The sequence below is a fragment of the Paractinoplanes ovalisporus genome, from assembly GCF_016834655.1.
Classification (GTDB): domain Bacteria; phylum Actinomycetota; class Actinomycetes; order Mycobacteriales; family Micromonosporaceae; genus Actinoplanes; species Actinoplanes ovalisporus.
This window is the reverse complement of the sequence record NZ_JAENHP010000027.1, coordinates 1-17,688: the sequence shown is the minus strand read 5'-3', so window position 1 is coordinate 17,688 and position 17,688 is coordinate 1. Positions and strand designations below refer to the sequence as shown.

The following is a 17,688-nucleotide window of genomic DNA, read 5'->3' as shown; positions in this document are numbered from 1 at the left end:
TACGGCGCAGTGAAAAGAGGGTGATTGCCGCCGGTAGCCGACCGGCGACTCTAGGTTTGCTGCCTTCGATGTAATAACTTGGAGCCGCGTACGTCAATACTTTGTAACGACAAACTGAGTTCGCTTGTCATGACAAACTCAGGGAGCGAGGGTTTCGCGGTGACTTCCCCACAGGCGCGGGTCCGTCCAGTCGAAGTGGACCGGACCTCTCCCGTACCGCTGTATTTCCAGGTGGCCACCCGATTGCAGGAGCTGATCGAGAAGGGCGAGATCGGTGTCGGCGCCCGGATCGAGAACGAGGTCGATCTCGCCGAACGCCTCGGGGTGTCCCGCCCCACCACCCGGCGCGCCATCCAATATCTGGTCGAGCGCGGCATGCTCGTCCGCAAGCGCGGCGTCGGCACCCAGGTCGTGCACCCCAAGGTCCGCCGCCCGGTCGAACTGTCCAGTCTCTACGACGACCTGGTGGCCGGCGACCGGGCCCCGCGCACCGAGGTGCTGCGCCTCGAGGTCATGCCCGCCTCCGACACCGTCGCGACGGCCCTCGAGATCGCCCCCGGCACCGCCGTCACCTGGATCGAACGTCTCCGGTACGCCGGCGGGGAGCCCCTGGCCCTCATGCACAACGCCATCCCGGTCGACGTGCTGCCGCTCACCCACGACGACCTCGCGTCCCACGGCCTCTACGAGCTGCTGCGCCGCAACGGCCTCACCCCGCGCATCGCCACCCAGGTCATCGGCGCCCGTTCGGCCACGCCGGCCGAGGCCAAGGTCCTCGAGGAGAAGCGCGGCGCGTCGTTGCTCACCATGACCCGCACCGCCTGGGACGCCGGCGGGCGCGCGCTCGAATACGGCAGCCACGTCTACCGGGCCAGCCGCTACAGCTTCGAGATCAACCTCAGCGCCGGTTAGAAGATCAAGATCCGGATGTCCCATCGAGGTGGGGAGTACAGACCGTCGCTCCCGCGGAGGCCGGGCGCGGCCGCCGCTCGCTGCGCTCCTGTCGTCCGCACCCTTCATTCGGCGGAACCACTCACCCTCGCGGCGCTCCGCGCCGCACCCCCACGCTCCGCTATCTGTCCCCGACCCAGCTCAGGGGACAGTTGACCGTTCTCGCCGACACATCGCTTCCCTAGCGTCGGCACCATGCGTAAAACCATGCAAACCGCTCTGGTGGCCGGACTCCTGACGGCCACCGCCGCCGCACCGGCCCAGGCCGCGGCCCCCAACCAGAAGTTCGGCGTCCAGTACCTCAACTACTCCGGCGCCTACTGCGGGGTCCGGATCACCACCAGCCCGAACGTCGGCTTCGCCTACATGTGGTGGGACGAGACCGACCAGGCGCACGTCAACCACCTCAACGCCACCGACCAGCAGCCCGGCGGCCAGCAGATGCGCGTCGAGATCGACCCGGTCCGGGCCGGTGGCAACATCACCTACCCGACCAAGCAGGACGGATATTGGGAGTACAACTACGGCTACGGCATCACCCAGTGGCGCCTGCACGCCAACGGTGGCACCTCGGGCTGGGTGACCACCCCCAAGGCCTACTGCGGCCGGTAACGCCCACTTCTGATCCGGGGGGCGGGTTTCCGGGCCCGCCCCCAGCTGTGGAAAACATCCGGCGGGCGGACGCGCTCAGAGGCCGCGACCGGGCGACGTAGGCGGCCACGTCATCGGGGGCGCGGGGGAAACGGGATCGTCCGCCGGGGCCGGACCGCCGGGCCCGGCCCGACCGGGCGCGGCCGAGGGGGACGACGGGTAGGCGGGATACGGCGCGTCCACGGGCTCGTGGGCGGCCGGGAACCGGGCCCGGACCTTGGTCGCGCATGCGGTCAGGGCGTCGTGCGGGCTGACGTCGAGGCTGGCGATCGCGACCAGGGCGGTGAACGCCACGTCGGCCAGCTCGGCCGCCACCTCCTCGCGGGTGTGGGTGACGCCCTTGCGCGGGTTCTGCCCCAGCAGGCCGATCCACGCCTGGGCCGCCTCGCCCGCCTCCTCCGTGACCTTGAGGATGCGGCAGGTCAGTTCGAGCGGCAGGGTCCCGTTCGACAGGTCGAGCCACTTGCGCGCGGCGTCGACCGCCGGCCAGATCGGATCACTCACGTCAATCCCCCGCCCTCGGCAGCCGCTACCGTAGCTGCCCCAGCCCGCGCGCGCGTGGCCCCGTCCCCGTTCGGACGACCAGGACGACCCCGACCGGCGACCGACAGCCAGCGGCACGGCCTTACCCCGTACGGAAGAAAACGGCTGGTCGGGGTTGATAGGCAAGTGAACACTTGCCTATGGTGGGGAGCATGACCGAGAGCCCGGAGGACGAGAACGTCTTCCGCGCGCTGGCCGACCCGACCCGGCGGAAGATCCTCGACGAGCTGACCGAGCGCGACGGCCAGACCCTGTTCGAGATCTGCGCCCGGCTGGCCATGAAACACCAGCACACGGCCTCACGCCAGTCGGTCTCGCAACACCTCGACACGCTCGCCGCCGCGGGGCTGGTCACCAGCCGGCGCGACGGGCGCTACAAGTTCCACTACCTCGACACCACACCCCTGCGGCGCCTCACCGAACGCTGGCGCCGGCCGGAGACCAAGGAGACCTGATGCGCATCACCATCACCAGCGTCATCGTCGACGACCAGGCCAAGGCCGAGCGCTTCTACGTCGACGTGCTGGGTTTCGTGAAGAAGCACGACGTCCCGCTCGGCGAGTCGCGCTGGCTGACTGTCGTCTCCCCGGAAGACCCGCAGGGGTGCGAGCTGCTGCTCGAGCCCGAGGGCCACCCGGGCGCCAAGCCGTGGAAGGCCGGGCTGGTCGCCGACGGCATCCCGTTCACCCAGTTCACCGTCGCCGACGTGCAGGCCGAATACGAGCGCATGAGCGGCCTCGGCGTCCGGTTCACCCAGGAGCCGGCCGACATGGGCACGCTCTGGACGGCCGTCTTCGACGACACCTGCGGCAATCTGATCCAGATCATCCAGATGAAAGAGACGGCTGAATAGGCCGAACGAGTCACCGGGGATGACGGTGACGGGGTGACGCCGTGACTCGCCGTTCATGAGAGATCGGGCGGCGAACGGTTGCCCTTATCGGGATCGATCCGGACGATCGGCGTCGATACGCCCCCGATCGGAAGGACCCGACGTCACGTGCAGTCATCCCCGTCCCTGACCGGCAGTGTCCCCGGCGAGGCGGCCACCGCCGATCTCAGCGGCCGCTGCGTCGGCAACTCGTACGTCCTGGTCTGCCCGGTCGGGCACGGCGCCACCGGCACGGTCTGGCGCGGCATCGACCGGTCCTCCGGCGCCGACGTGGCGGTCAAGCTGCTGCACGAGGGCCTGCTACGCCAGCCCAAGCTGGTCATCCGCTTCGTGCAGGAGCGCACGATCCTGAGCATGATGCGCCACGAGAACATCGTGGGCGTCCGCGACCTGTTCAGCGTCGGCGGGTCGCTCGCGCTCGTCATGGACTACGTGTCCGGCGGCAGCCTGCGCAACCATCTGCGCGCCGAGGGCACCCTGGCCCCGGCCGACGCCGCCGACCTGCTGGCCCAGGTCGCGGCCGCGCTCACCCAGGCCCACGAGCTGGGCGTGGTGCACCGCGACGTGAAGCCGGACAACATCCTGCTGCAGGAGAACGAGGGCCGCCTCGAGGTCCGCCTGACCGACTTCGGCATCGCCCGGGTGCTCGACACCGCCGGCCTGACCACCCCGCAGGCCATCGTCGGCACACCCCATTACATGGCTCCGGAGGCGATCCAGGGCGAGGCCGTCCCCGCCTCCGACGTGTACTCGGCCGGCGTCGTCCTCTTCGAACTCATGACCGGGGCTCCCCCGTACGCGGGAGAGCCGTTGGCGGTGCTGCGGGGTCACCTGGACGAGACGCCGGTCCGCCCCGACGGCATGCCCCAGCCGGTGTGGGAGCTGATCACCTGGTGCCTGGCGAAGGACCCGGAGCGCCGACCGGCCGCCGCCGAACTGGGCGCCGCCCTGCGCGAACTCGCCCGCCGGACCGCCGGTGTCCCCGCCATGGCCGCCCCCGAGGAGGAGCCCGAAGACACCGCCACCCCGCATCTGGGCATCCGGGCCGTGGCGCATCCCTCCGTACGCCGGCCGACGTCGCGCAAACGCCCGCGCAACGGTCCCCGCTCGTGGATGTGGCGCCGACCCTGGGCGATGATCGCGCTGATGGCGGGCGTGGTGGCCGTGTCCGGGGTGAGCGGCTTCAACGCGTGGAAGCTGATCAGATCGGGTGACCGACCGGCCGCCGCGTCACCGCCGCAGTCGTCGGCCGGGCCCGGTGCGCAGAGCATGCTGGGCCCGAGCCGGGCCGTCGCCACCTCGGCCCCGCCGGCCCTGAGCGCGCCCCCGCCCAGTGTTCCCGGCCTGCCCGCCGGCGCGTTGCCCAGCGGCCCCGGCGGCGCATTGCCCGCGCAACAGCCGGGGCCGGCCGGCGACGGCCGCAACCCGGAAGCCCCGGTCGGCGTCGGAGTGTCGGCGGGACCGGGTGGCGCCCGGGCCGAGGCCACGTTCGGTCCATGGCAGTGCGGCGACGAGTACGACTGGGATCTCGGCCACCCCGTGCTGGCACGCCCGTGTCATTCCGTGGGCGGCGACGTGCGGGTGATCGGCCAGATGGAGGCGATGCCCGGTGTGCAGGCCGACATCTCGCTGACGCTGCGGGACGCCTCCAGCGACGAGGTGGTCTCCGGCCCGTACACCTGCAAGGGTCTGATGTTCACGGACTTCGCGCTGAAGCACGCGTGCGGCCCGGTCGACCTGAAGCCCCCGCGCGGGCGCCGGCTGGTGCTGGTCGAGACGTGGGAGTACACCCAGCGCCCGCTGCTGCCCGGCGGTACCGCACGGGGACCCGAGTTCAGCTGGTGAAAAGCAGTGAACAGAGGGCGCGGCCGGACGGTGGCCGCGCCCTCTCGTACGGAAGCTGTCAGGCCCGCCACATCCGGAAGAACGGCGTGCCGTCGGGGAGCAGCATCTCGAACGGGTCCATGTCGGCGTAACCGACCCGGTGGTAGAGCCGCACGTTGTTGGCGTTCGTCGCCTCGAGGTAGGCCGGGACGCCGGCCTTGTCGAGCTCCTCGTGCGTGCGGGCCATCAGCAGGCTGCCCAGCCCGTGCTCCTGGTGGTCGGGGTGCACGGCCAGGAACGCCAGGTGCCAGTGCGCGTCGTGCGGGTGGTGCTTCTCGAACAGCACGTCCAGCGCGACGAACCGGTCGATGTACTCCCCGGCCAGGGCGTTCAGACGCTCCTCGTACGCCTCCGGGTCGGGCGACTCCTTGGTGTAGTCGAACCAGACCGCGGTCGCCGCGTGACCGCCCCCCTCCGGCAGGTCGATCACGTCGACCCGGCCGTACTTCTGGGCGTGCTCGGTGAGCAGCGTGAAGAAGTCGGCCATCACCTTCAGGCGGTCGTCGAGCGGCGGCACCAGATAGGCGTTCGCGTCGAGGTTGAAGAAGGAGTGGCTGATGAGGTGCCCGATCGCAGGGATCTCCTCGTCACGGGCGGAGCGGATCTCGGGGTACGACGTCACTGGTGGTCCTTCGGTTCGGTGGAGGCGAGAGCGGCGGAGAAACCGCCCGTCGAGGTGGCGCTGCGGGCGCCCAGGCCGATGCCGGCGTACACCTGCGGGCGGCTGCCGCGCAGGATCAGCGCCCAGATGACGCCCGCCACGAGCAGCACGGCGAACGCGAGCGGCACCACCCAGGTCGGCTTGCTGCCGGGGTCGACGCCGAACAGCGTGGCGATGTTGCTGAGGGCCAGGTACGACATGATCAGCAGCAGGACCGTGCCGAGCACGGGCGCGCCGAGGCGGTGCCAGAAGTCCTCGCCCTCCGGGTGCCGCACGAAGTAGCCGATGACGGCGATCGAGGTCAGGGTGATCAGCAGGAGCACGCCGATACCGCCGCCGCTGCCGCCCCAGAAGAACAGGTTGACCAGCGGGTCCCAGCCGGCCACGGCGTAGACGACGATGACGGTCAGGCCGAGCGCGCTCTGGATCAGCGAGCCGTTCTTGGGGGCGCCGGTGCCGGGGACCGTACGGCCGAAGGCGCGCGGCAGCACCCCTTCGCGGCCGAGCGAGAACATGTAGCGGGCGATGATGTTGTGGAACGAGATCATCGCGGCGATCAGCGACGTCAGGAACAGCGCGTAGCCGAGGTCGACGGCGCGCCCGCCGAGCTGGTCGGAGGCGACGTTGAAGAACAGGTCGGGGCCTTCCTGCCCGGCCCGGCCGACGACGTCGGGACCGGCGGCCGAGATCATCGACCAGGCGGCGAAGCCGTAGAGCACGGCGATCAGGGCGATGGCGATGTACGTGGCGCGGGGCACCGTGCGGCGCGGGTCGCGCGACTCCTCGCTGAACACCACGGACTGCTCGAAGCCGACGAAGCCGGTGATGGCCATGGCCAGCAGGGCGCCGGCGCCCGGGCCGACCAGGCTGCTCACGTCGACCGGGGCCGAGGAGGCCTGGAAGTTGGGCGAGAAGAGGTCGGCGATGCTGAACGCGAACACCACGATGATCTCGGCGACCAGCAGGGTGGCCAGGACCTTGCCGTTCACGGCCACGTCGCGGACGCCGAGGACGGCGGTCAGCGCCCACACCACCAGCGCCAGGATCCACCACTGGATGTCCAGGCCGAACCACTTGTCGAACAGCGGGGAGGCGATGGCGCCGAAACCGCCGTACGCGGCGATCTGGAACATGTTGTAGGCCAGCAGCGCCACCCAGGACGCGCCGACGCCGAGCGGTCGGCCGATGCCCTGCGAGATGTAGGCGTAGAAGGCGCCGGCGTTCGCGATGTGCCGGGCCATGGCGACGTAGCCGACGGCGAAGATCGCGAGCACCACGGCGACCGCCACGAAGGCGATGGAGATGCTGGTCAGCTCGGTGACGGCGAGGCCGGTGGGCACGACGCCGGCGACCACGGTGAGGGGCGCGGCGGCCGACATGACGAAGAAGACCACCGCGGCGACGCCGAGGCGGTCACGAGCCAGGGCTGTCGACAGCTGGCTCTGGGGTGGTTTTGTTGCGGTGGCGGACACGCGGTCTCCAGGAGGGGGTTGAGAAGGGGGTGTGTTGAGAGTCGGGGGTGTCAGGCGCGCCGGGCCATGACGGCGTCGCCCACCGCGGCCTCGGCCTGGCCCACCAGCTCGAGCAGCATGGCGGGAAGCCGGCGCCGGAGCTGCTCGAACAGCGCCGTGCGGTCGCGGACGTCGAGGGTCAGAAAGACGTGCTGGTCGAGACCGGTGGCCAGGATCAGTCCGGTGAGGACCAGGTCGGGGATGTCGAGGTATTCGCCCCGGCCGACGAACGTGCGGATCCGGGTGGCGGGCCACCCGGCGATCATCGAGTCGGAGGGAACGAACGAGACCTTGTTGCTGCCGAACAGGCCACGCTTCTCCTGGCGCTGCACGAGGGCGGCGCGGGCGAGGCGGCGCTCGACCAGGTCGGTGGCCACACCGGTGGCGAGGAACGAGATCCAGTCCCGTACGGCCCGATGGTGGCCCTCGCGCAGCAGCTGGTCGAGGACGGCGTTGGCGGCGGGATCACCCGTCGGCCGGTCGTCGATGATCTGGATCTTGCCGTCCACGATGTCGAGGCGGCGCCAGAGCACCAGCTCGCCGATCAGGGCGGCGGCCATGCCGAGGCCGAGTGTCGCCGGAGAGAGCAGGCACTTGCCCTTGACCGAATCGTGCGCGGTGAGGAACAGATCATCGGCGAGGGGTAGCTGAGCCGATGCCGTCACGGCACGTCTCCTCTCCACTTCGGTATGCACAGGGGGTGACGCGCGGATGCCTCGCCCCGTGATTACCCAAAGTGATGCTCGCGGCTCGTTGCCTTCGTTACGGTCTGCGCCCCCCAGAACGACATCGCGTAGCATGCCAGCGAGGTCATCTTTGCGCAACGTCCTCTTGGGACCGAATTTTCGTCCGATGTGGCCGGACGCAGAATGCATTCTGCAGCAATTCTCCTACCAGGCCCTTTAGGGTCCAAACGATTATTGAGCACACTAGAATTCACAGTTTGATGCACGTCTTTCGATGCATTTGGCGTACCCCCGACGTGGTGTGCGAATGCACGTGCATCGCGATGACGGACAGTGCGCGCAAGATCGCTAGTGCACGGAGAGTAACTGCGGACCGCTTCGGCGGCGGGCATCCTGGGAAACGGTCGCGCGATCGGGGACGCCGACTAAACTCCCTGGTAAGGCAGGGTTCCGTTCAGCAATCTCCCAGCTCAACCGGGGACGATCAACAGGTTGCCGCCCCGCTTATCCGCCCGGAGGTTCCTTCCCCATGCTTGAGGTCACCGCGCTCGGCTGGACGCTGACCATCGGGGTCATCGTCGCCCTGCTCGCCCTCGACCTGACACTCGGTGTGCTCAGGCCGCACGCCGTCGGCTTCCGCGAGGCGGCCGCCTGGTCCGTCTTCTACATCGCGGTCGCAGTCGCGTTCGGTGTCGTCTTCGGCTCGATCGCCGGCTGGGACTTCGGCGCGCAGTATTTCGCGGGCTACATCGTCGAGAAGAGCCTGTCGGTCGACAACCTCTTCGTCTTCGTGATCATCATGACCACGTTCGCGGTGCCCGAGAAGTATCAGCAGGAGGTGCTGACCTTCGGCATCATCATCGCGCTGATCCTGCGGGTCATCTTCATCGCCCTCGGCGCGACGCTGCTCAACGCGTTCTCGTTCATGTTCCTGCTCTTCGGCCTGCTGCTGATCTTCACCGCGGTCCAGCTGTTCCGGCACCGCGACGAAGACCCCGACGTCGAGGACAACGCCCTGGTCAAGGCCAGCAAGCGGTTCCTGCCGGTCACCGACGACTACATCGGCGGCAAGATGATCACCCGGGTCGACGGCCGCCGGGTCGTCACCCCGATGTTCATCGTGCTGATCGCGATCGGCAGCTCCGACCTGCTGTTCGCGCTCGACTCGATCCCGGCCGTGTTCGGCGTGACCAACGAGGCGTTCATCGTCTTCGTCGCCAACGCGTTCGCCCTGCTCGGCCTGCGCGCCCTGTTCTTCCTCGTCAAGGGGCTGCTCGACCGCCTGGTCTACCTCTCGGCGGGCCTGTCGGTCATCCTGGCCTTCATCGGCGTCAAGCTGATCCTGCACTGGCTGCACGAAGACATCACCAAGTCGGCGCCCGAGATCCCGACGTCGCTGTCGCTCATCGTCATCATCGGCGTCCTGGCCGTCACCACGGTGGCCAGCCTGATGAAGTCGCGCAAGGACCCCGACGTCAAGGCCCACGCGGGCAGCCTGCGCGCCCACGACAAGGAACGCCACTGACGGCTTCGCGCCGGCCGGCCGACGTCAGGGCGCACGCCAAGGGAACGCCACTGACGGCTTCACAGCCGGCCCGACGTCAGAGCGCACGGCAAGAACACCGCTGAGGCAGCGAACGGCCCCCGGAGGGATTTCCCCCGGGGGCCGCGTCGAAGTCTGGCGGGCCGGCGAACCGGCCCGGTGGGCTGGGTCAGCCCCGGTAGCCGCCCAGACCGGCGGTCTGGCGTCCGCTGCTCTGCTGACGCTCGACGTCCTGGCGGTAGAGGATCGCGCGGATCTGCTCGGTCTCCTCGGCGCTGTGCCGGCTGAGGAGCTCGTCGATCTCGGCGCGCTCGGCGGTGGTACGGAACGACGCCAGCTCCTCGGCGAGCCGGCGGTGAGCGACGCGCATCGTGCGCCGGTTCGCCAACGCCGTACGCGCGTCGCGAAGCGTGGTCGTGAACTGCATGGCCGTCTCCTTAACGGATAGTGATGGCGATAGGCCTCGTCGCCTTCCTGTACAACGATCCGCGGGCGGCGCTTCATACCCAAATCGAGCAGGTAAAACTTGGAAGACGGAAGTGATGGCGGCCACGGAAATCCTGTTGCCGGGGTCACTCTGAGTGCCGAAGTGGCTGGTCAGACACTCGTGGTGACTTCGGCCACCACTGTGGGCAGACGGGACGACAGCTGGGTCCGCGACCGCACGCCCAGTTTGCGGTAGATGCGGGTCAGCGTCGCCTCCACCGTCTTCACGCTCAGATAGAGCCGCCCGGCGATCTCCCGGTTGCTCGCGCCGTCGCGCACCAGCCCGGCGATGCGCAGCTCGGTCGAGGTCAGTCCGAGATCGATCGGCGTGCCCGCGGCCGAGGTGCCGGCCAGGGCCCGCTCGGTCTGCTCGGCCCACGGCTTGGCGTCGGCGGCCAGGAAGATGGTCAGCGCGGCCCCGATCGCGAGGCGGGCGGCCGCGTACCGGCGGCGCCGCCGCTCGGCGCTGCCCTGCACGAGCAGCGAATGGGCCTGTTCGAGCGGCTGGTGCAGCTGCTCGAAATGCTGGGCCGCCGAGGCCGACAGCAGCACGGCCGAGTCGACCTGCCCGCTCTCGCTGAGCACCACCGCCGCGGCCCGGTCCAGATAGCTGGCCAGCCCCGGGTTGTCGCCCAGCCGGTCGGCCGCCGCCCTCGCCGCGGCCAGCGTCGCCACCGCCTCGTCGTGCTCGCCGAGCGCGGCCAGGCCACCGGCCAGGTCGGCGTGCCAGCGCACGATCATCGGGTCGGCCCCGCCGGAACCGGCCTCGAGGTCACGCAGCCGGCGCAGCGCCGCCACCCCGGCCCGGGTCTCCCCCGCCCTCAGTTCGGCCTGGCCCAGGGCGTGCAGGTTGCGGCGCAGATAGAGGGTGTCGCCCTCCTGTTCGGAGGCGCGCACCCCCCGGCGGGCGAAACCGGTGGCCGCGGCCAGGCTGCCGCCCGCCAGCTCGGCGATGGCGGCCGTGAACCAGGTCGGACCGGGGCTCAGACCGGCCCGCTGGGCGGCCCGGACGGCGCGGTGGGCGTAGTTCAACGCCTCCCGGCAGCGCCCGGCCCGGGTGGCCACCTCGGACAGGCTGCGCAGCACCTCGACCCGGGCCTCGCCGATGCGGTCGCGCTCGGCCACCGCCAGCAGGCCGAGCAGGGCGGCCCGGGCCTCGTCGAGCCGGTCGTCCATCATGGCGAACCGGGCCGCCACATAGCGCGGGCCGTAGTGCAGCCAGTCCGGCGCCGGGTTGGCCGGCAGCACGAGGGCCTGGGTGAGGGTGTCGGACCAGCCGGGCTCGCCGCGCAGACGTTCGATCTGGGCCAGCACACTCAGCGCCATGGCCTCGGTGGTCGGGTCGCCGGCCCGGCGGGCGGCCAGGGCTGTGCGGGCGGCCTCGTCGGCGGCGCGGTCCGGGTCGCCGCGCAGCAGCGAGGCCCAGGTGAGCCGCAGCAGCACCGGGGCGCGCAGGGCCGGGTCGTCCCCGGCCTCGGCCTGCGCGGCCGCGAACATCTCCCCCATCTCGGCCAGCCCCTGCCCGGCCAGGTCGATCAGCACCAGCCGGGCGCACACCCGGTGCCGGGCCGGGGCGTCGGCGGCCAGCACCGCCTCGGCGGCCCGGCCGGCCAGGTCGGCCGCTCCGCCGGCGAGCCCGCTGCGGGCGGCCTCGACCAGCCAGTCGACGCGGCGGGCGGCATGGGTGTGCGGGCACCGGTCGGCGGCGAGCAGATAGAGCTCGGCGGCCCGGCGGCCGGGGGCGCGGGCGGCCGCCTCGGCCAGCGAGCGGGCGACCGACGCGTCCGGCACCGAGCTGCGCATCGCCCGGTGCCGCAGGGCCTGGACGGGGTCGACGGCGCCGGCCGCGAGCGCGGTGTGGGCCTCGGTGCGCAGCCCGGCCGGGGCGTCCTCGGCGATCACGGTGGCGAGCAGGGGCGGGGTGAAACGGACGGACTCACGGTCGACGGCGACGACTCCGGCCGCGGTGGCCAGGCGCAGGTCCCGTACGGCGTCCTCGCAGCCCGCCCGCAGCAGCACGGTGACCGTGGGGTCGGTCGCGAGCGCGGCCACCAGCAGGGTGCGCAGGGCCTCGGCGGGCAGGGCCGCAAGCCGGTCGCGCAGCAGGTCACGGACGGCCTCGGGCAGCGGCGCCGGGCGCCATGCCTCGCCCGACGGCTGGGCCGCGGCGAGGGCGAGGGCCAGGAACGGGTTGCCCGCGCTGGCCTCGTGCAGGCGGCTCGCCGTGCGGCAGCCCAGGCCGTGGGCCTCCAGCAGTTCGGTCAGGTCGTCGGCGTCGAGCGGGGGCACGGCCAGTTCGAGGGCAGGCGCCGGGCAGAGCCGGACGGCACGGCGGCGCCCGGTCGACTCGGGGCGATGCCCGGACGGTCCGGTGCGGCGCTCGGACGGTCCGGTGCGGCCTTTGTACGGCTCGGGGTGGCGTTCGTACGGCTCGGGGTGGCCTTTGTGCAGCTCGGGGCGGCCTTCGTATGGCTCGGTGCGGGCTTTGTACGGCTCGGGGCGGCCGTCGTATGGCTCGGTGCGGCCTTCGTATGGCTCGGTGCGGGCTTTGTACGGCTCGGGGCGGCCTTCGTACGGCTCGGGGCGGCGCTCGGCGGCGATCACCCGGACGCGGGGGCCGGGACGGCGGCGCATGGCGAACGCGATCAGCTCGGCCGACTCGGCGTCAAGCCACTGGCAGTCGTCGACCACGATCAGAACCGGCCGGCTGCGGGCGCAGCGGGCCAGCAGCAGCGGCAGGACGAGGCGCCGGGCGAGCGCGGCGGCACCGGCGCGCGGCGGCAGACCCTGCCTCAGGGCGGCGAGCGCGGCCCGTTGGGCGGGTGGCAGATCGAATCCCGCCGACTGCGGGAGCTGCGCCATCAGGTCGGCGATTCCCGCGTACGGAATGCGGCGCTCGGAACGCACCGGGCGCAAGCGGACGACCAGCTCACCCCGGGCGCCGGCCGCCGTGGCGACCGCGTCGAGCAGCGCCGTCCGGCCGATCCCGGCCGGTCCGTGCAGGGCGACCCCACCGCCCACGCCGAGGCGGTTCTCGATCGTCGCGAGAATCTCGCCTCGGCCTCGCAGGGCACTCACGTCGGACTGCACGCTTGCCCCTCCCCAGGTCCGAGCCCGACTCAGACTAAGAAGCGGCGGGGCGATGCATCAATGGATTCACATATGACAACGCCATATCAGTCGTCACCTATCACCGCGATAGGCGCACGGATCAGTCGTCGTCACCCTCGTCGTCGTCGCGTCACCGCGGCAGGCGCGGCGGGTCAGTCGTCGTCACCCACGTCGCCTCACCGCGACCGGCGTGCCGGCTCAGTCGTCGTCGTCACCGTCGTCGTCATCGTCGTCGCCGTCCCCGCCCGGGCAGCCCGAGAGAGTCAGCACGGTGGCCGCGCCGCCCGCCAGCAGCAGCGCCCGGCCGAAGAAGGCACGCCGGTTGATCCCGGCCCCGCCGGTGTCGTCCCGTTCACGAGTCGCTTCGTCCATGCCCCGCATTGTGTCAGCGAGCCGACGTATCCGGGGAGGTCTGTCACCGCCCTTCCGCGCAGACCGCAACAGACACACACGCGAGGTGACCATGTCGGAATGGATCGTGGTGCCCTGTCTGCTCCGGCTGCGCGCCGAGTTCAACGAGCTCGCGCCGCGGCGGCGGAAGGGCGCGGAAGGAACGATCGGCGACGAGAACCACGACTCGACGTCGGACCACACCCCGGACGAGGACTCCAAGTTCCTGCGGCACCGCGACGCCGACGACGTCAACGAGGTGCACGCCCTCGACGTCGACAGCGAGCTACGGCTGCCCGCCGTGAGCATGGAGACCGTCGTGCAGTTCCTGCTGGGCCGCTGCCGCTCCGGCGCCGAGCGGCGGCTGCGCTACATCATCTTCAACGAGCGCATCTGGGAGGCGTCGAACGACTGGAAGCGCGCCGACTACGACGGCGACGACCCGCACACCAACCACGCGCACTTCTCCGCTTCCTACAAGACCGAACTCGAGGCCTCGACGGCCTCCTGGCACCTGGAGGACATTCCCGTGGCACTGACCGACGACGACAAGAAGTGGCTCTCCGCCGAGATCGCCAAGCAGGTGCGGGGCTGCGTCAACGACATCTGGGAGCACAACATCGGCCGCGCCACCGGCGGCGCCGACCTCAGCGCGCAGGGCGCCCTGATCACCGCCAACGTGCGGGCCGGCACCCTGGCCAACCGCCAGGTCCCCGACCTCGCCGACGGCATGGGCCGGGTCGCCTCCTCGGTCGCGCAGATGAAGGCCGCCCTGGCCGCCGTCCCGCAGTGAGCCCGGAACGGGGGACGCGGCCTCGCTTCCGCGTCCCCCGTCCGCCTCACGCCGCCGCCACCGACGCAGCGATAACCGTCCCGACTACTTCGCCACCGCCACCGACGCAGCAGTGACCGTCCCGACTACTTCGCCACCGCCACCGACGCAGCAGTGACCGTCCCGGCTACTTCGCCACCGCCACCGACGCAGCAGTGACCGTCCCGACTACTTCGCCACCGCCACCGACGCAGCAGTGACCGTCCCGGCTACTTCTCCGCCGCCACCGACGCAGCAGTGACCGTCCCGGCTACTTCGCCGCTGTCACCGAAGTCGCGGTGACCGTGCCGTCCGCGCCGGTGCTGCCCTGGATCGTCACCGACTGGCCGGCCTTGACGTCGGAGACCTTGCCCTTGGTGGCCGTCGACACCGACGTCTTGCCGTCGGTCTTGACCGTCACCACCGAGCCGTCCGATGTCTCCACATAGATCGTCGTGCCGTTGACCAGCTTGACCTTGCCGGTCGTGGCGGCCGCCGCCGCGCTGGTGGTGGCCGCGCCCGGAGCCTGCCCGCCGAAGTTCGGCATGCCGCCCGCGGCGCCGTAGCCGGCCCGGTTCTGCCCGCCGCCGCCGAACGCTCGGGCCCCGGCGCCGGCCGGCGTGTCGGCCGTCCCCCACTGTTTCTGCGCCTGCAGGCCGCCGGCGAAACCGCCGACCAGCAGCACGATCGCGCCGAGCACCACCGTGCCCTTGTTCCACCAGCGCCGGGGCGCCGCCCGGGCCAGCTCGGCGGCGAGACCGTCGTCGCGCTGGTCGTCGGCGGGCCGGCCGTCGGCGGGCACGGTCTCGATCACGGCGGTGTCGTCGTTCATTCGGGTCACAGCGGGGTCCTCACTCGTAGCGCAGCGCGTCGATGGGACGCAGGCGGGCGGCGCGGCTGGCGGGCAGGCCGCCGAAGAACAGTCCGATCGCGATGGACACGCCCAGGGCGAGCCCGACCGAGCTGGGCACGATCACCGGTTTGACCCCGACGATCTCGAAACTGCTGCCGATCAGCGCGGCCGCGACCCCGAGGGCGCCGCCGATCACGCTGAGCAGCGTGGCCTCGATCAGGAACTGGGTCAGGATCGTGCGGCGGGGCGCGCCGAGGGCCTTGCGGATACCGATCTCGCGGGTCCGCTCGGTGACCGTGACCAGCATGATGTTGGTGATGCCGATGCCGCCGACGAGCAGGCTGATCGCGGCCACCGCGCCCAGCAGCGTGGTGAAGGTGTCGGCGGTCTCGGTCTGCGTCTCGAGCAGCTGGGACGCGTTCTGGATCCGGTACGGGGTGCTGGTCGCGCCGTCGGCGACGTCCATCTTCTGGTTCAGCACGGCCGACACCTCGGACTGCACGGCGTCGACCTTGTCGGGCGTGACCGCCTCGACCAGGATCGAGTTGAGCGAGCCGTAGCCGGTGAGCACCTGCCGGACGGCGCTCAGCGGCGCCACCGCGGTGTCGTTGGCGTCCTGGAAGCCGGTGGAGCTCTTCTCGTCGAGCACCCCGATCACGGTGAACAACGCGCCGCCGACAGTGACCTGCTTGTCGATCGGGTCGACGCCGGGGAACAGCTCCTCGGCCACGGTCTGCCCGATCACCACCACCCGCCGGCCCTGGGCCTCGTCGTCCGCGGTGAACGCCGAGCCGCTGCCGACCGGGGTGTTCGAGGCGGTGAACCAGCCGGGCGTGGTGCCGACGAACGAGCTGACGTCGTGGTCGGTGCCCTCGTACGTGACCGTGGCCGACGAGCTCACCACCGGCGACACCGACTTCACGTCCGGCGCCAGAACGGGGTCGACCAGCGCGTCGGCCATGTCCTTGGTCAGCGCCGTGCTGCTCGAGCCGCCGCGGCCGGTGCTCATCACCGTGATCGTGTTGGTGCCCAGCGCCTCGATCCGGTCGCTGATCGCCTGGGCCGAGCCGTTGCCGACCGCGACCAGCAGGATCACCGCGGCCACCCCGATGAGGATGCCGAGCATGGTGAGCGACGAGCGCAGTTTGTTGGCCGACAGCCCGCGCAGGGCGAACCGGACCACCTCGTAGAAAGTCACCGGGCATGCCTTCCGGCGAGAGCCCCGACCGGGGCCTGACGGACGTCGTGGACGATCTGACCGTCGACCAGCCGGATCAGCCGCTTGGCGCGGTCGCCGACCTCGGTCTCGTGCGTGATCAGCACGATGGTCCGGCCGGCCGCGTTGAGCTCGTCGAACACGCTGAGCACGTCCGCGGTCGAGCGGCTGTCCAGGTTGCCGGTGGGTTCGTCGGCCAGCAGCAGGGCCGGCTCGGTGACCAGCGCGCGGGCCACGGCGACCCGCTGCTGCTGCCCGCCGGAGAGCTGGTTGGGCTCGTGCCGGGCGCGGTCGGCCAGCCCGACCACCTCGAGCGCGGCCATCGCCCGGCGGCGGCGCTCCTTGGGTTTCACCCCGGCGTAGGCCAGCGGAAGCTCCACGTTCGCCACGGCCGACGTACGGGGAATGAGGTTGAAGGCCTGGAAGATGAACCCGATGAGCCGGTTGCGGGCCAGCGCGAGCTGCCGATCGGCGAGCTTGCTGACGTCGACGCCGTCGAGCCGGTAGGTGCCCGAGGTGGGGATGTCGAGCGCGCCCAGGATGTTCATCAGGGTCGACTTGCCGGAGCCGGACGAACCCATGATGGCCAGGTAGTCGCCGCGCTCGACGGTCAGCGACACCCCGCGCAGCGCGTGCACGGTGGCCTCGCCCTCGCCGTAGATCTTCTTGAGGTCGCGGACGTCGAGGACCGGCCGGCTCATCGCCCGCCCCCGCCGAAGTTGCCGCCGCCCGGAGCGCCGCCGCCACCGAGGTTGCCGCCGCCCGGGAAGCCGGCCCCGCCGCCCGGGAAGCCGCCCTGGGTGCCGCCGCCGGTGGTGGTGCTCGACGTGGCGGTGAGCTGGACCTGTTCGCCCGCCTCGACCCCGGAGGTGATCTGGGTGGCGCTGTCGCCCTCGAGACCGATCTCGACCTGGCGTACCTCCTGGGCCCCGTTCGCCACGACCGTGACCGAGTGCCGGTTGCCGACCGTGGTGATCGCGGCCGCGTTGACCATGACCGCGTTCTCGACGCTGCCCGTGGTCACGGCGACGCTGACCGTCTGCCCCGCCTTGGCGCCGGTCGGCACCTTGTCCAGCGAGAGCGTCACCCCGTACGTCACCACGTTGTTGGACGTCGTCGCCGAGGGGTCGACCGCCGCCACCTTGGCCGTCGCCGTGGTGCCGCTCAGCGCGTTCCACGTCACCGTCGCGGTCTGCTTCTCCTTGAGCTTGGTCGCGTCGGCCTCGGCGAAGGCGGCGGTGACCTGCATCTTCGTCAGGTCCTGGATCTCCATGAAGCCGCTGCTGCTGCTTGTGCTGCTGGAGCTGCTGCTCTGGCCTCCGCCGGTCTGGCCACCCCCGGCCTGGCTCCCGCTGCTGCTCGACGAACCGCTGCTGCTGCTGCTGCTGCTGCTGCTCCCGAGCGTGCCGTTGACCGCGGTGACCGTGCCCGCCATCGGCGCCTTGAGCACCGTGCCCGCGACCGCCGCCTCGGCCTCGTCCACGGCCAGTTCCGCCTGC

The 17,688-nt window shown here is 71.2% G+C and carries 19 protein-coding genes; 8 read left to right on the top strand and 11 right to left on the bottom strand.

What is annotated here, in order from left to right; genetic code table 11:
• Nucleotides 1-159: 159 nt before the first annotated feature.
• Both JIG36_RS44565 and JIG36_RS44560 read left to right on the top strand, forming a co-directional pair.
• Complete coding sequence (locus JIG36_RS44565) at nt 160-912, top strand: GntR family transcriptional regulator (RefSeq protein WP_307873161.1); 753 nt, start codon at nt 160-162, stop codon at nt 910-912.
• A 234-nt stretch (nt 913-1,146) separates the two neighbouring features.
• Nucleotides 1,147-1,563, top strand: coding sequence for a hypothetical protein (locus JIG36_RS44560; protein WP_203382955.1), 417 nt, complete (start codon nt 1,147-1,149; stop codon nt 1,561-1,563).
• Between the two features lie 75 nt (nt 1,564-1,638).
• On the opposite strand, the gene JIG36_RS52865 is transcribed toward JIG36_RS44560, so the two are convergent.
• Entirely contained in the window at nt 1,639-2,106 is a 468-nt protein-coding gene (locus JIG36_RS52865) for a MazG-like family protein (RefSeq protein ID WP_236049550.1), read from the bottom strand.
• Nucleotides 2,107-2,297: 191 nt separating this feature from the next.
• Between JIG36_RS52865 and JIG36_RS44550 the strand changes: the two genes are divergently transcribed.
• The 3 genes from JIG36_RS44550 to JIG36_RS44540 all read left to right on the top strand — a co-directional run bounded on the left by JIG36_RS44550 (nt 2,298) and on the right by JIG36_RS44540 (nt 4,882).
• The gene (locus JIG36_RS44550; protein WP_203382954.1) at nt 2,298-2,600 is read left to right on the top strand and encodes an ArsR/SmtB family transcription factor; all 303 of its coding nucleotides are present in this window, start codon (nt 2,298-2,300) and stop codon (nt 2,598-2,600) included.
• Nucleotides 2,600-2,998, top strand: coding sequence for a VOC family protein (locus JIG36_RS44545; protein ID WP_203382953.1), 399 nt, complete (start codon nt 2,600-2,602; stop codon nt 2,996-2,998). The genes JIG36_RS44550 and JIG36_RS44545 overlap by 1 nt, the downstream gene beginning before the upstream one ends.
• Nucleotides 2,999-3,145: 147 nt before the next feature.
• Complete coding sequence (locus JIG36_RS44540) at nt 3,146-4,882, top strand: serine/threonine-protein kinase (RefSeq protein ID WP_203382952.1); 1,737 nt, start codon at nt 3,146-3,148, stop codon at nt 4,880-4,882.
• Between the two features lie 58 nt (nt 4,883-4,940).
• Here JIG36_RS44540 and JIG36_RS44535 read toward each other — a convergent pair whose 3' ends face one another.
• Genes JIG36_RS44535 through JIG36_RS44525 form a run of 3 tightly spaced genes read right to left on the bottom strand, consistent with a single transcriptional unit; the run spans nt 4,941 to nt 7,758 of the window.
• Nucleotides 4,941-5,543 (bottom strand): GNAT family N-acetyltransferase, encoded by a 603-nt coding sequence (locus tag JIG36_RS44535; RefSeq protein ID WP_203382951.1) that lies wholly within the window; start codon nt 5,541-5,543, stop codon nt 4,941-4,943.
• Nucleotides 5,540-7,054, bottom strand: coding sequence for an APC family permease (locus JIG36_RS44530; RefSeq protein WP_203382950.1), 1,515 nt, complete (start codon nt 7,052-7,054; stop codon nt 5,540-5,542). Before JIG36_RS44530 ends, JIG36_RS44535 begins: the two co-directional genes overlap by 4 nt.
• A 50-nt stretch (nt 7,055-7,104) precedes the next feature.
• On the bottom strand, nt 7,105-7,758 hold the full coding sequence (locus tag JIG36_RS44525) for a GOLPH3/VPS74 family protein (protein WP_203382949.1): 654 nt from the start codon (nt 7,756-7,758) through the stop codon (nt 7,105-7,107).
• Nucleotides 7,759-8,308: 550 nt separating this feature from the next.
• On the opposite strand from JIG36_RS44525, the gene JIG36_RS44520 reads away from it, so the two are divergent.
• The gene (locus JIG36_RS44520) at nt 8,309-9,304 is read left to right on the top strand and encodes a TerC family protein (protein WP_203382948.1); all 996 of its coding nucleotides are present in this window, start codon (nt 8,309-8,311) and stop codon (nt 9,302-9,304) included.
• A gap of 187 nt (nt 9,305-9,491) precedes the next feature.
• Here the strand turns inward: JIG36_RS44520 and JIG36_RS44515 are convergent, their stop codons facing one another.
• The 3 genes from JIG36_RS44515 to JIG36_RS44500 form a co-directional block, all read right to left on the bottom strand.
• Nucleotides 9,492-9,749: a hypothetical protein gene (locus JIG36_RS44515; RefSeq protein WP_203382947.1), complete on the bottom strand. Its 258-nt coding sequence runs from the start codon at nt 9,747-9,749 to the stop codon at nt 9,492-9,494.
• Between the two features lie 170 nt (nt 9,750-9,919).
• Nucleotides 9,920-12,898 (bottom strand): helix-turn-helix transcriptional regulator, encoded by a 2,979-nt coding sequence (locus tag JIG36_RS44510; RefSeq protein WP_307873160.1) that lies wholly within the window; start codon nt 12,896-12,898, stop codon nt 9,920-9,922.
• A gap of 219 nt (nt 12,899-13,117) precedes the next feature.
• On the bottom strand, nt 13,118-13,291 hold the full coding sequence (locus tag JIG36_RS44500) for a hypothetical protein (protein WP_203382946.1): 174 nt from the start codon (nt 13,289-13,291) through the stop codon (nt 13,118-13,120).
• An 85-nt stretch (nt 13,292-13,376) separates the two neighbouring features.
• Between JIG36_RS44500 and JIG36_RS44495 the strand changes: the two genes are divergently transcribed.
• Nucleotides 13,377-14,102: a hypothetical protein gene (locus tag JIG36_RS44495; protein ID WP_236049547.1), complete on the top strand. Its 726-nt coding sequence runs from the start codon at nt 13,377-13,379 to the stop codon at nt 14,100-14,102.
• 289 nt (nt 14,103-14,391) lie between these two features.
• Here the strand turns inward: JIG36_RS44495 and JIG36_RS44490 are convergent, their stop codons facing one another.
• The 4 genes from JIG36_RS44490 to JIG36_RS44475 are packed head-to-tail and all read right to left on the bottom strand — an operon-like array spanning nt 14,392 to nt 17,462.
• Nucleotides 14,392-14,952, bottom strand: coding sequence for a hypothetical protein (locus JIG36_RS44490; protein WP_203383052.1), 561 nt, complete (start codon nt 14,950-14,952; stop codon nt 14,392-14,394).
• 19 nt (nt 14,953-14,971) lie between these two features.
• Nucleotides 14,972-16,171 carry an ABC transporter permease gene (locus JIG36_RS44485; RefSeq protein WP_203382944.1) on the bottom strand — a complete coding sequence of 400 codons (1,200 nt, stop codon included), beginning with the start codon at nt 16,169-16,171 and terminating at the stop codon, nt 14,972-14,974.
• A complete protein-coding gene (locus JIG36_RS44480) occupies nt 16,168-16,890 on the bottom strand; it encodes an ABC transporter ATP-binding protein (RefSeq protein WP_203382943.1) in 723 nt (240 codons plus the stop codon). Before JIG36_RS44480 ends, JIG36_RS44485 begins: the two co-directional genes overlap by 4 nt.
• Entirely contained in the window at nt 16,887-17,462 is a 576-nt protein-coding gene (locus tag JIG36_RS44475; RefSeq protein WP_236049546.1) for an efflux RND transporter periplasmic adaptor subunit, read from the bottom strand. The genes JIG36_RS44480 and JIG36_RS44475 overlap by 4 nt, the downstream gene beginning before the upstream one ends.
• Between JIG36_RS44475 and JIG36_RS52860 the strand changes: the two genes are divergently transcribed.
• Nucleotides 17,461-17,688, top strand: a 228-nt coding sequence (locus JIG36_RS52860) for a hypothetical protein (RefSeq protein WP_236049545.1), incomplete at its 3' end; no start/stop codon positions are given. The genes JIG36_RS44475 and JIG36_RS52860 overlap by 2 nt on opposite strands.

Coding starts and splice junctions, on each gene's coding strand:
- JIG36_RS44550 (WP_203382954.1), top strand. CDS start 2,298: ATGACCGAGAGCCCGGAGGACGAGAACGTCTTCCGCGCGCTGGCCGAC.
- JIG36_RS44500 (WP_203382946.1), bottom strand. CDS start 13,291: ATGGACGAAGCGACTCGTGAACGGGACGACACCGGCGGGGCCGGGATC.
- JIG36_RS44480 (WP_203382943.1), bottom strand. CDS start 16,890: ATGAGCCGGCCGGTCCTCGACGTCCGCGACCTCAAGAAGATCTACGGC.
- JIG36_RS44515 (WP_203382947.1), bottom strand. CDS start 9,749: ATGCAGTTCACGACCACGCTTCGCGACGCGCGTACGGCGTTGGCGAAC.
- JIG36_RS44490 (WP_203383052.1), bottom strand. CDS start 14,952: ATGAACGACGACACCGCCGTGATCGAGACCGTGCCCGCCGACGGCCGG.
- JIG36_RS44475 (WP_236049546.1), bottom strand. CDS start 17,462: ATGGAGATCCAGGACCTGACGAAGATGCAGGTCACCGCCGCCTTCGCC.
- JIG36_RS44545 (WP_203382953.1), top strand. CDS start 2,600: ATGCGCATCACCATCACCAGCGTCATCGTCGACGACCAGGCCAAGGCC.
- JIG36_RS44520 (WP_203382948.1), top strand. CDS start 8,309: ATGCTTGAGGTCACCGCGCTCGGCTGGACGCTGACCATCGGGGTCATC.
- JIG36_RS44560 (WP_203382955.1), top strand. CDS start 1,147: ATGCGTAAAACCATGCAAACCGCTCTGGTGGCCGGACTCCTGACGGCC.